Raw genomic sequence first — 12,309 nt, forward strand, 5'->3', positions numbered from 1 at the left:
ATTGCTTTTCAGAAAAAAAAATCTTAAATCAGTTTTGATGAGAATTAAAGGTTTCAAATGTGTTGTCAGTATAATATATGATTATCTGCTTTACTTTTTTTTCTTTAGCTTCTTTATATATAATCCGCTCATTAATAACTTCATGGATGGGTTTAGGAAAATCGTTAATCTCTGTATCCTTGCGATATTCTGTCTTTTCCGTATAAATAGTCGGATTTACTGAATTGTCAGACGGCAATTGGGCGAACAGATCCGGTAGAGCCGAAGATATTTGCTCATGTGCTTCCGAACTATTCTTATAATCACTTTTGAACATTGTACCTGCTCCGGTCAAAAGCCAGTCACTATTTATCTCCGGCATTTTAGATAAGATGCGTGTAATAACATCGAGACTAGGATTGTTACGTCCATTCAATATATGAGATATTACAGCACGTCCTATTTGCAAGGTATCTGCAAAACGGGCAGGCGTCATATTCTCTGTTTCCATTATCTGTTTGATCCGATCTTTCATTTTACTTTTCTGTATAAATTAAGAATACACATAAGTATACAACAAATGTAAAACAAATAATCAACAAAAATAAATAAATTGTGTATATTTTTGTAACGAAGCATGTATTCATGTGTATACATATCTCTATATACATATGAATATATTTAATTACATATGTAATACTATGTAAAGTTTTAATTTATATTATATTGTTATAATACTTATTTATAGATGTTTAAAATGGTTAATGTGTCTGCATACTGATCTTATGTTGGTTATAGTAGTAATATAGCCTTTATCATATTAAATAATAGCTTTATATATATATTGTTATATACTGATTATTATATGATTATGTGTTTATTTTTGTTTTGTATTACTTGTTTTAAAGACATATACATATGAATATTATATATGTATGTATATTATTTATTGTATATTAAAACTAAAACATATGTATACGTTTTTATTGAGTAATATAGAATAAAAATCTAATATACATGCGTGTACATTTGTTGATTGAGTGTAATTGTATATTAAATTACACTTATATATATTTTATTAAGAAAAACATGTGACTGTTTTATTGAAAAGATGCAAGAAATTGTTTATAGATTGGATTGATAGATAAGATTTGGCTATTTCCAACAGCAAAAAATTGCTGACGAGCTCGGGTTAATGCTACATTGAGTTTTCTGTCTACTGTTTTTTCTGTATTAAGATTGCAAAAGAAGTCTAATTGATATGGTTTGTTGATGCAGAACGATAAAATTATAATATCTCGTTGACTTCCCTGAAACCTTTCTACAGTATCAATCATAATATCTTGTAATTCAGTATTCTGGGACTGAAAAAGTTTGTGTTTTATTAATGCTATTTGATTTCGATAAGGAGTAATGATCCCTAATGTTTTATCGGGAATAAACTCTAAATTTAGTTCTTTATATATTTCTAATATAGAATTTGACAAGCTTACTACAATATCAGCCTCATTATAGTTGACTTTATCGCTCTGAGAATTCGATATTTCGGAGCAATCGAAAAAGTGTCGCCGTTTATTCAACACTATTTTATGATATACACTGTTTAAATTTATTTCTCTTTGAATTAAATTTTCAGTCTGCCAATCATTTGTAGTTAGCAGGATGCTATCATAAAAATGTTTATTCGGAAATTCAGCTAATTCTTTATGCATTCTACCTTGATAGGTTAGAGTGTCATATGCATGCTCCCATCCGTTACTCTTACATTGTCTGAATAATCGCTCAAATAGAGATTCTCTACAATTATATAATTTTATTATGTTTAATATATGGTCTTCTACTTTAGACTTATTTTCATCCTGAAGGGTTATTGTCGACAGTTGTTTGTGGTCGCCTATCATGATAAATTTATCAACTTTAGGTAGAATTCCTATAACCTGAGGTTCTAGTATCTGAGATGCTTCATCTATAAGAGCCAAATGAAAATCCTTTAGATCAAAAATCTCTGGACGTCCAGTGATTGCGGCTAAAGTTCCTACAAATATGCGTTGTTTTTGGATTATATTGCGCAGTTCTTCCCTACTCTTTGTTTTTGCTGCTATATTTTGCAGAAGTCTATGCCGGTAATTGTCATTACATGATAGTTCTGTTCCAATACGTATATACTTGTCACAGCTCCGATCATCGCAGTTAAAAGCTTGGTTAATAGATTCACACAATTCATCTACTGCCCTGTTGGTATAGGCTATAACAAGAATATTCTGTTTGGTATTGTTATAGTAGTGCTCCAACAACTTACGGGCATAGATGGAGGTTTTTCCTGTACCCGGAGGGCCTACGATCAGAAAATAGTCATCAGCATCTATCGCCTTGTTTAATATGAAATTCTGCTTATCTTCTTTATTAAGTGTATAATTAACTGATTGTCTATCTTTGGATTTAGGAATAGCTACACCTAGTAATAATTGGCGTTTCCGTATCGGTGACGAAATAAAGCTGAATAAGCTTTTATACATGTTCACATAAGTATGATCAAGCTTATCATGTTCAATTACCCAAGTCGTGTGTTTTTCGAAATAAGATCTATTCTTTTGTTTGTACCTAAAACGGAGAAGCAGATTATTATTGGATATTTCAGCAATAGTACCTTTTAATATTTGATTAGTCAGAGCCGAATCTTCTTCTTTTTCTTTTGGGTATAGAATACAAATTTCGCCTTCTCTGAAGTTGATAAAATCTACATTATCACTTCGTTGAAATAGGATCTTCATATCCTTCCCTGAATCATCTATATCGATTATTTTTAGTCCTTCGACTAAATCGAAGCTGTCGAGTCGTTCTTTATATTCAGTAGTCCATAAACTGGCTGTTGAAGAATTAGATTCGAAATAATTATCTCCAATTTTTTGTATGTATAGTTCTCGGGCTATAAAAGTTATGAACCGATAAAAATAAGCTTTTTCTAGCTCAGGAATAGTTCTGAGTTGCTTGTCAAAATCGAGTATCTGCTGAGTGAAAAAATCCGGCACTTTACCATAATTATCTAAATTGCATATATGGCGAAATAAGTTATCGACAGTATTACTATCTCCTGTATAAATAGCATGTTCGGTGGCGATAATCAAATTCCGCTGATTGATTATTTCCTTTTCTAGTTTTTGATATGGAGCAGCCATCCTAAGGTTCTCTCCTTGGTTTTCAGCGGCAGAGTACAATATAGAAGAAGATATTTTGCGGTCTTCTAACTCAAATACAGATTTAATAATCAATCGGTATATAGTTGTCTGAATCTCATGATTCAAAGCTATTTTAGTCTGGTCGTTTTTAGGATAAGGTACCCCACCCGATTTTAATTCTATTATCTGAGCTTTATTTTCGGAGAGTTGCAGAAGGTCTAATCTTCCCTGAAATCCATATCGTTCACAAAAGAAGGATGGTTCTAGAGTACAGTTGGCGGGGTTTATTTTATTTACAGGAAAATCCTGTGTTATGACTCTTTTTATATTAGCAAATTGCGTTTTTGCTTTCGACATAAAGGTTCTGAAATCACCGACTTGTTTTATATCGGAACAACTAGTAAATTCAAATGGCTTTTCTTTAAAAGCTTTGAGAAAACAATAATCGAAAGTGAGGTTTTCCGGATCTTCCGCAAAGATGAGTTCATCCAGAAAAAAGTTTGCAAGATTCCCCATTAAAATATAGTGAGAATTTGCGGGAGGTTCGAATCGCTTTCTGAAATAATGTAAGTATGATGTGCTGTAGTTTTGGAAGCATTCGGCCATTGCAGAAGCATCAATCAAGTAATCCGGCTCTAATACTATGAACTTAGGGATATAATAACCTCCCTTATCAATGTAATAATCTGTTATATTGATTTGAGCTCCGATCCAAATCTTATCTATACTTGAATTGAATATAGCATTTACATTTTCAACATTATATCGTATATCTATTTTATCTGAAATATCTTCGGTTATACCTGTCAGCAGGTTTTCAACTCGATTGATCTTAGTAATTTGAACTCTGAGGCAGTGAGTATTCTTATCTTTCTCTATATTATCGAAATCTCTTTCAATATCAAAATCTTCCGCCGGATATTCTTCATCATTGTATATAATCGAGCAAAATGATTTAATGGTATTATATGCATTTTTGTATTGCTGCGGAGATACTAGGTTATTCTCATTTTTCAGTAGAAAAGATGTTTTAACCCTTATTGTCTGAAGCTGCCATTCCAGAGAAGGCGGCAGGTTGTATTTCTGTGCAATAAATACCAGACGTGAGAATAATGAAGGAAACTGTAAAGTTTCACTTGATGTGATTTCCTTACAGTTCCTTTCTAAAACCTTTTTTAGGCTTATATATTTCTCTCGAAGTGTACTTATAGAGATATCAATATCTGTTATTTCTAACAGTACAGCTTCGTATTTATAATTAGTCTGAGACAAGTACTCTGAGGTCATTTTTTATTATAATATCTATGTTAGCCCGTGCTACATTATAGAATCCACTGCATGTAACATGTACTTTTCCTGTATAATCGAGCTTATCCATTGCATCAGCCATGAAAGCGAAAAGACCGGGAGAATCAGTATTGTCAATGGTAAAAGAAGTGCCATTATTGGCTATCCTTATTTTAGGTACTTTATGTGTACCAATACCCTCAATATATATTTCAAGACCTTCAATAACATCTCCTGCTACAAAATTGCCTCTAATTTCAATCCAGGTGTCAGTTAACCTGATCTCTCGAATATCTTCTCTCGAATGTTTAATATTTGTCAAGTCTGATAATTTAAACTCATACATTGCAGATGGTTCAAAATAACCATCTTTTTCAGTTTGTAATAAGAATGGCATATCAATACTGCTGTTTACCCAATAATCATCATCTTTTGAACAAGATGTAAAAATAAGCCCCACAATCAGAGTTAATACGGAATAGAATAATAAGTCCTTTTTCATTTAAGTTAGAATTGTTTGTTATTTTACCTATTGTTGTCGTTTTAAAAAGAGCAAATATAATGAAAGTTATATAATATATAACAAGTAATAGTATATGTTAAATTAATATTTAATAAAAATAAGAAAAAATTTGCATGTTACCGATTGGTTACATATATTTGTTACCGATTGGTAACATTGCTTGTGTATTATGGAGATAATTAATAATGAGAAAGATAGAGAATATACTAAACAAAAACTAATGACGGCTGTTGGAGTTGTTATAAATAGAGATGGATTTGAAAAGGTGGGAGTAAATGCAGTTGCTAATGAAGCTAAAGTTTCTAAAGTATTAATTTATAGATATTTCGGTTCGTTAGATGATCTGATAATAGATTATCTCTCCCAGAATGATTTCTGGATCAGCTTTTCAATAGATTTACCTAAAGATGATAATCTCAAAGAGTTTTTGAAAAAACTATTTAGAGAACAGATTTTTCAATTAAGATCCAGTAAGCTGATGGGACGTTTGCATCGTTGGGAGTTGTCCGCTAATAATAGTGTCATAGAAAAACTGCGATTGAGACGAGAATCAAAAGGAATTACTCTCATTACAGTTGTCAGTCAGCTGGCTCAATATCCGCAAGAAGATGTCGCAGCATTAGCTACAATTTTAAGTGCATCCATTACCTACTTAACAATGCTCTGTGAACATTGTCCTATGTATAATGGCATCGACCTGCAGAGTGAAAAAGGTTGGAGTCAGATTGCAAAGGGAGTAGATTTGCTAATAGATGCATGGTATGATAGCCATAAAAAATAAGACTTATTAAAAAATATCATCGTGAAAAAAGATAATATTAAAATTTTTGTACTGTTTATAATAGTATTCATAATTAGTCAGAAGATGGAAGGACAGGTTAATAATGATTTCAGAGCAATGATAGAAGCTGCTACGAAGGCTCCTTCAGGGCATAATACTCAGCCATGGCTGTTTAAAATACACAAATCACAGATAGAAATTTTGCCAAATTGGCAAGATACCTTGCCTGTTGTAGATAAAAATAATAGAGAACTGTTTATAAGTCTTGGTGCAGCCACCGAAAACTTGTGTATAATGGCTTCTCATTTGGGATATGCTTCTTCTGTTAAAATAGAACAAGCTGAAAAGAAGATCGTGATAGATCTCGTAAGACAACATGATGTACAAAAAAAAGATTTGGTATTACAGATTGATGAAAGACAAACTAACCGTAAGGTGTATGATGGTAAGACAATCCCTTCTGATATTCTGCAGATATTGAATAATCTTAAATTATATAACAATACAAGTTATTACACAATTGGGAAAAGTGATACATTATATTCAGTATTAAAAGAATTTATTCGAAGAGGAAATGATATTCAAATGAATAATGATGCTTTTAAAGAAGAACTTCTGAAATATATGCGATTTAATAACAGGGAGATTAAGCAAAACCCAACAGGTCTTACGTTTAAGGTGATAGGAGCTCCGGCATTGCCTGCGGTTATATCTAAACCTGTTGTGAAATCTTTTCTAAAAGCAGAGAAACAAAATAAGTCTGATATCGAAAAAGTAGATTCCTCTTCAAATTTAGTGCTTTTTACTACAAAGAAAGATACTTTTGAAGATTGGATAAATCTAGGACGGAGTCTTGAAAAATATCTATTGAAAGTTACCGAATTACACCTAGCTTATGCATTTATGAATCAGCCTTGTGAGGAGGAGGATTTGGCCGAGGAGCTGCAAAATTATATATCTCTAATTAAAGGTGAATACCCTACTCTGCTTTTGAGAATTGGATATGCGGATAAAGCACCTTATTCACCCAGAAAGAATATCGATGATGTTATAGTGAAGTAAAATTATGATGTGATTTGTGCATTTATCTATCAAATTATAACAGATAAAACTTAAAGGTAAAATTCTCTTTTTATACAAATGTGATCACTTATAATCAGTTATTTATGTAAATAACAAAAGTAGTTTACAGATAACAAACGTATACATCGGATTATATAATATTATCGACTAATCTTAAAGTATCAGTGATATTGTAAAAAGATCTTTCAATACTAATTGAAAGATCTTTTTATTTAGATAGAATTATGATAAAGAACTTTTTGCTGAAAAATAAATAGTATATTTTTTATAAAATAACTTGCTATGATTTATATAGTTACTTAGGGTATAAAGATGATCTATGCTTTTGATTATTTTCTGTATAAATAATAATTACTTACTTTGACGGCGATTTAAGGTCTTAGACCATTATTTAACTAATTTAAAATTAAAATGAATCAGAAACGATTTGAAAAGCCGAAAGCTTATCGATTCAAGCGATTTGCAAAAAAAGCTTACAGTGCATTTAATAGTATGCACAAAGTGGTGAATATCGGAGTCATTTCGGGTTGTATGCTTACATTCGCCCATTCGACCCAGACTTCAGCGCAGAACAAAATCAATGCCGGTGACAATCAGAAAGTAACAGAAAAAGAACTGGAAGAAGTGACAGTTACGGCATCCAGAGTAGAACTGTCTCTTAATCAATCGCCGAAACTTGTTACTGTTATTACAAGATCCGAAATTGATCGGGCTCCCATCCAAAGTATCCAAGATTTGTTGAATTATGTGTCAGGTATAGATGTTCAACAGCGTGGCGGCCACGGAGTACAAGCCGATATTTCGATCCGGGGAGGATCATTCGATCAAACAGCAATTCTACTCAATGGAGTCAACCTTTCCAATCCACAAACAGGTCATTACAGTTTCGATATTCCTATCAATCTTTCAGATATCGAACGCATTGAAATCATTCACGGTCCTTCATCTATAATTTACGGAGCCAGTGCTTTTTCGGGAGGTATTAATATTATTACCCGAAAAGATTTAGATCATAAAGCATATGTTAAAGTCGAAGCCGGAAGTTACGGGCTATTCGGAGCTGAAGCAAATGGTGTTTATGGTAATAAGGATGTATCTTCGCGCTTATCAGCCGGATATAGTAGATCGGACGGATATATTTCTAATAGCGACTATGATATATTCAATTTGCTTTGGCAGACGCGCTTAAATGTGGAGAAGTCTAAAGTGGATATACAATTGGGCTATTCTGATAAACAATTCGGAGCCAATACCTTCTACTCCGCAGCATATCCGAATCAGCAAGATAAGACCAAATCGTATTTTGGATCGGTAAAGGGTGAAGTCGGAAATAAATTGAAATTCATCCCTTTAGTTTACTGGAATAGGCATGATGATAACTTTCAGTTGAATAAATACAGTGATGGTCATAACTTCCATCAAACTGATGTATACGGTTCTAATTTGAATTTACAATACCATTCAAATATAGGTATTACTACATTTGGCGCAGAATTTCGCAACGAAGGCATAAAAAGTAATGTTTTGGGGCTACCAATGAAAAGTGCAGATGGAAAATACACAAAATCTGACAGCCGTACGAATATAAGTTATGCTTTGGAACATAATCTATTACTCGACAGATTTTCGTTAACAGCCGGCATCTTGGCTAATTACAATACTGCGTTGAAGGGAAAATACAAATTTTACCCCTCAATCAATATGAGTTACCAGTTATTAGACGAACTAAAAGTTTACACATCCTGGAATAAGGCAACCCGTATGCCTACATTTACCGATTTGTATTATACTACAGTGACGCATATAAGTAACTATGATTTGAAGCCCGAAGATTCGGAATCTTTCGAGTTGGGTTTTAAATACAATACCCCACTGCTAAAAGCTTATGCTACAGGGTATATTATGAAAGGAAAAAATCTGATCGACTGGATTAAAAGAACGGCTGACGATGAAAAATGGGAATCTATGAATCTCACTGAGATTGACAAGCAGGGTGTCGAATTAGGTGCTTCTTTATCTCTGTATAAGTTATTCCCGAACTTGGATCCATCGACAACCTTAAAACTTGGGTACACACGCTTGCATCAAAAGAAAAATTCAGACGATTATATATCAAATTATACACTCAATTATCTGAGAGACAAACTGACGGTTGGCTTAAATCATCCTATTTATAAAGGATTAAGTGCTAGTTGGAATTTTAGGTGGCAAAAACGTATGGGAACTTATCTCAAGTATGAAGATCTGAAGCCTACAGTTCAGGTTCCCTACCCTGCTTTTTCGACTTTAGATGTTCGGCTTGACTGGAAGTTTCAGGACTTTGCTATTAATCTGACTGCAAATAATATATTTAATAAGAAATATTTCGATTTAGGAAATGTACCTCAAGCTGGATTTTGGCTTATAGGAGGTATCAGTTATACACTGAAATAATTTGCATGATACAGATATTAAAGATATTTTTGCCGGACTGTTATTTGTTGAAGTAACTAAAAGTACTTAATGTACACGTTGTAACACTTAATAAAGTAATAAGAAGGTCTTTGATCTTAATCTGAATATGGAACCTATTTTTCAATACAAAATGAAAGTGCGTGACTATGAATTAGATGCGCAAGGTATTGTGAATAATGCTAATTATCAGCATTATTATGAAGTTGCCCGTCATGAATTCTTAGAATCATGTGGAGTTAGTTTTACCGAAATGCATAATCGAGGTCTCGATGCTATTGTTTCGAGTATTACGATTAAGTATAAAAGGTCGCTTGTGGGATCTGATGAGTTTTTTTGCACCATAAATTTGGAAAGAAAAGGCATCCGTTATTATTTTAATCAACAGATTATAAGAGTTTCGGATGGAGTGCTTTGTTCGGAGGCCAGAGTCGAAGTAGTTTGTTTATTTAACGGCAGACCTGTAAAACCGACAGAGTTTGATTTGGTATTTGAGAAGTACCTGTCTTAAGCATTTTTTGATATAGTTAAAAAAGGGATTCTGATTATCAGAATCCCTTTTTCTGTTATGATATTGGGGTTATCGCTGTAGCTTGAATAATACTGGCAAAGTATAATATACAGCAACATTTCGTCCGTTTTGCATACCGGGTATCCACGTTGGCATTGATCTGATAACTCTGGCAGCTTCTTTATCTAAAGATGGGTCTACCGATCGTAAGATATTGATGTCTGAAACCTTACCATTCTTTTCAACAACAAATCGTACAACTACGCGGCCTTCAATTCCGTTTTCTGCAGCAATAGGCGGATATTTGATATTATTGCTTATATATTTCATCAGCTCAGCTTCACCACCCGGAAATTGAGGCATCTGTTCTACATGTTCGAAACGTTTGTTAGGTTCATCTTCTTGCATTATATCTCTACGAATTGTAAGATCTTCAAGAGAAACAGCATCGGATGCTGTAGATCCGTTCAAATTATCGGCAATAGATATTTGCAGAGTTCTGTTTTCATTCAATTCTTCCTGAGTACGCATTTCTCGGTTCTCATCCACATTTGCATCTGCTGTTATAGTCGGAGGCGTAAATTGAATAGCGGCTCTGGTTGGCGGTGGCGGTGGTGCAATCTCTTGTTTAATGACTTCTTGTTGCTCCAATTTCTTTTCCAATTCAATGTCTGAGATCTTAATAACATCATCCATTGCTATTTTATCTTTATTGGGCTGTACTGCCTGTAGAAAAGAAGGTAATGCAGACACAACTCCGACAAATAAGATGATAACTCCAAATGCAATAGTATGCCGTTTGGAAGATGAACGTCTCAGAGCATATGCTCCATAGGTTTTGTTCTTGCCTTCGAAAACCAGATCACACCAGTCGGTCGAATTAAGTTTAATTTCTCGTGCCATAGTTGTATGTATTAAAAGATTTATTCTTCTTGTTTATTTAATAGATACATTCTGGGAAATAATTCCATAAATAGATATAAATAAAATCACACAATATTTATACATTTCTGTAAATCAGTATTTTATTATACTTATTTGATGTTTACATAAATGAGATTGATTAAATAATTGATAAAAACAATAGATAAAAACATGTTTTAAAGCATGAAAATTTTGTAGGTGTAAAAATATATACTATCTTTGTACAAGAAAGGTTTAGATATTTAGTGTTAGAACTAGGTAAAAAGGTTGCAGATTGGTTATTTAATTGGTTTAGTCCAATATTTTAGGTTTAGGTTATTAGTAATATTCAAAATCTCTTGGCTTTTCTATAAGCTATGGAAAATAAAGAGAGATTTTTGTTTTGATTAGATTTGTGATATTCAATAAGAAAAAAAAGAGAATATATTATTAATATATTCTCTTTTTATTTATATATAATTTCTTGTCAGATAAGGCCTTCCGGTAGCTTTACATATAGAATTTTGTTATCTGAATCTATGTCAATGACAAAATCATCGGAGGCTGGAATAATCAATTCTTCGTCTTCAGGAGTATTTATGAGGAATAATGTATTTATAGTAGAATCATCAACAGATATAATTTTCCCCAAATTTCCTTTTTCTTCGTCCGACACTTCAAAATCGAGAAAGTAGTCTAATGAATATTCGGCGTTATCAGCTTCTTTGAAATATTCTCGGGGAAAATAGACTTCCAGTCCGCTGAATTTTTTAGCCTGCAAATCGGATGTTATATCCTCTAGTGTAATCAATGCTGTTTCAGCTCCCTTAAACCGATATTCCTTCACAAAGAACGGAACATATATTCCATCAATCAAGCAGATAAGGTACGGACAATCGGCTTTATCAAAAATATCGTTATCGAAAGCGAATGATATTTCACCTTTAATACCATGAGGTTTGATAAATTTACCGATTTTGAAAACTTCGTCTTCTTTAATCATACAGAGTCTAAGAGTCTTTTACTTTTTCTTTTGTCCGTTATTACGTGGGGGTTTACGTTGATTAAGTTCTTTCATATCAGATAATTTGATATCTGAATTACGTTTATCTATCTTGCGGTTTGATAGTTCGTATAAATCGACAAACAGCTTAGAATCATCAACTTCTTTATTCCACTGTATGTATGTTTTCTTCATGTGGTTAAGAACCAACCAAATAAGCTGATCTTTTTCTTTTCCTTCAGGATAATCAGATGCTATTGTAATTAGTTTTTCCAATGTTTTTCCATAATGCTTGAAATGCATTGTTGGACGGCTATACGCTACTTTTCCCGGTTTGGAATATAGATTTTCTTTTTTGATAATTTCGTAAGGGTAATCTATATCAAGACTAAAATCGGACATAATCGCCAGGTGATCCCATAGGATATGTTTAAAGTCGTTGACATCACGTAAGTGTGGAAACATATTACCCATTATATTGATAATGGTATTGGCACATTTGGTACGTTCATCTCTGTCTGTAATCGTCAGACAAAAATCGACCATATTTTGAATATTCCGTCCATATTCAGGAAGGGATAGTTTCTTTAATTGCGTATTGTAATTCATGCA

Annotated in this window: 10 protein-coding genes; 4 read left to right on the forward strand and 6 right to left on the reverse strand. The window is 32.9% G+C overall.

Annotated elements, in window-relative coordinates; genetic code table 11:
* Positions 1-28: 28 nt before the first annotated feature.
* From AABJ51_RS03970 to AABJ51_RS03980, 3 genes are all read right to left on the reverse strand, one after another.
* Positions 29-514, reverse strand: coding sequence for a helix-turn-helix domain-containing protein (locus AABJ51_RS03970; RefSeq protein WP_134435220.1), 486 nt, complete (start codon positions 512-514; stop codon positions 29-31).
* A 565-nt stretch (positions 515-1,079) separates the two neighbouring features.
* A complete protein-coding gene (locus AABJ51_RS03975; protein ID WP_338374486.1) occupies positions 1,080-4,442 on the reverse strand; it encodes an AAA domain-containing protein in 3,363 nt (1,120 codons plus the stop codon).
* Positions 4,414-4,944, reverse strand: coding sequence for a hypothetical protein (locus AABJ51_RS03980; RefSeq protein WP_338374487.1), 531 nt, complete (start codon positions 4,942-4,944; stop codon positions 4,414-4,416). Before AABJ51_RS03980 ends, AABJ51_RS03975 begins: the two co-directional genes overlap by 29 nt.
* A 241-nt stretch (positions 4,945-5,185) precedes the next feature.
* Between AABJ51_RS03980 and AABJ51_RS03985 the strand changes: the two genes are divergently transcribed.
* The 4 genes from AABJ51_RS03985 to AABJ51_RS04000 all read left to right on the forward strand — a co-directional run bounded on the left by AABJ51_RS03985 (position 5,186) and on the right by AABJ51_RS04000 (position 9,791).
* On the forward strand, positions 5,186-5,746 hold the full coding sequence (locus AABJ51_RS03985; protein ID WP_338374488.1) for a TetR/AcrR family transcriptional regulator: 561 nt from the start codon (positions 5,186-5,188) through the stop codon (positions 5,744-5,746).
* 84 nt (positions 5,747-5,830) lie between these two features.
* On the forward strand, positions 5,831-6,808 hold the full coding sequence (locus AABJ51_RS03990) for an Acg family FMN-binding oxidoreductase (protein ID WP_338374490.1): 978 nt from the start codon (positions 5,831-5,833) through the stop codon (positions 6,806-6,808).
* Positions 6,809-7,240: 432 nt separating this feature from the next.
* On the forward strand, positions 7,241-9,262 hold the full coding sequence (locus tag AABJ51_RS03995; RefSeq protein WP_338374492.1) for a TonB-dependent receptor plug domain-containing protein: 2,022 nt from the start codon (positions 7,241-7,243) through the stop codon (positions 9,260-9,262).
* Positions 9,263-9,389: 127 nt separating this feature from the next.
* Positions 9,390-9,791 carry an acyl-CoA thioesterase gene (locus tag AABJ51_RS04000; RefSeq protein ID WP_026625187.1) on the forward strand — a complete coding sequence of 134 codons (402 nt, stop codon included), beginning with the start codon at positions 9,390-9,392 and terminating at the stop codon, positions 9,789-9,791.
* A gap of 69 nt (positions 9,792-9,860) precedes the next feature.
* On the opposite strand, the gene AABJ51_RS04005 is transcribed toward AABJ51_RS04000, so the two are convergent.
* The 3 genes from AABJ51_RS04005 to AABJ51_RS04015 all read right to left on the reverse strand — a co-directional run bounded on the left by AABJ51_RS04005 (position 9,861) and on the right by AABJ51_RS04015 (position 12,306).
* Positions 9,861-10,694 carry an energy transducer TonB gene (locus AABJ51_RS04005; RefSeq protein ID WP_338374493.1) on the reverse strand — a complete coding sequence of 278 codons (834 nt, stop codon included), beginning with the start codon at positions 10,692-10,694 and terminating at the stop codon, positions 9,861-9,863.
* A 487-nt stretch (positions 10,695-11,181) separates the two neighbouring features.
* Entirely contained in the window at positions 11,182-11,697 is a 516-nt protein-coding gene (gene rimM, locus AABJ51_RS04010) for a ribosome maturation factor RimM (RefSeq protein ID WP_026625189.1), read from the reverse strand.
* An 18-nt stretch (positions 11,698-11,715) separates the two neighbouring features.
* Positions 11,716-12,306 (reverse strand): DUF4290 domain-containing protein, encoded by a 591-nt coding sequence (locus AABJ51_RS04015; protein ID WP_026625190.1) that lies wholly within the window; start codon positions 12,304-12,306, stop codon positions 11,716-11,718.
* Between the last annotated feature and the right edge of the window lie 3 nt (positions 12,307-12,309).

Source organism: Indolivaga capnocytophagoides (assembly GCF_036511535.1).
GTDB classification, from domain to species: Bacteria; Bacteroidota; Bacteroidia; order Bacteroidales; family Dysgonomonadaceae; genus Dysgonomonas_A; species Dysgonomonas_A capnocytophagoides.

What these genes read in the sequence shown, in the direction of transcription:
- AABJ51_RS03970 (WP_134435220.1), bottom strand. Translation starts at nt 514, where the DNA reads ATGAAAGATCGGATCAAACAGATAATGGAAACAGAGAATATGACGCCT.
- AABJ51_RS03975 (WP_338374486.1), bottom strand. Translation starts at nt 4,442, where the DNA reads ATGACCTCAGAGTACTTGTCTCAGACTAATTATAAATACGAAGCTGTA.
- AABJ51_RS03980 (WP_338374487.1), bottom strand. Translation starts at nt 4,944, where the DNA reads ATGAAAAAGGACTTATTATTCTATTCCGTATTAACTCTGATTGTGGGG.
- AABJ51_RS03985 (WP_338374488.1), top strand. Translation starts at nt 5,186, where the DNA reads ATGACGGCTGTTGGAGTTGTTATAAATAGAGATGGATTTGAAAAGGTG.
- AABJ51_RS03990 (WP_338374490.1), top strand. Translation starts at nt 5,831, where the DNA reads ATGGAAGGACAGGTTAATAATGATTTCAGAGCAATGATAGAAGCTGCT.
- AABJ51_RS03995 (WP_338374492.1), top strand. Translation starts at nt 7,241, where the DNA reads ATGAATCAGAAACGATTTGAAAAGCCGAAAGCTTATCGATTCAAGCGA.
- AABJ51_RS04000 (WP_026625187.1), top strand. Translation starts at nt 9,390, where the DNA reads ATGGAACCTATTTTTCAATACAAAATGAAAGTGCGTGACTATGAATTA.
- AABJ51_RS04005 (WP_338374493.1), bottom strand. Translation starts at nt 10,694, where the DNA reads ATGGCACGAGAAATTAAACTTAATTCGACCGACTGGTGTGATCTGGTT.
- rimM (WP_026625189.1), bottom strand. Translation starts at nt 11,697, where the DNA reads ATGATTAAAGAAGACGAAGTTTTCAAAATCGGTAAATTTATCAAACCT.
- AABJ51_RS04015 (WP_026625190.1), bottom strand. Translation starts at nt 12,306, where the DNA reads ATGAATTACAATACGCAATTAAAGAAACTATCCCTTCCTGAATATGGA.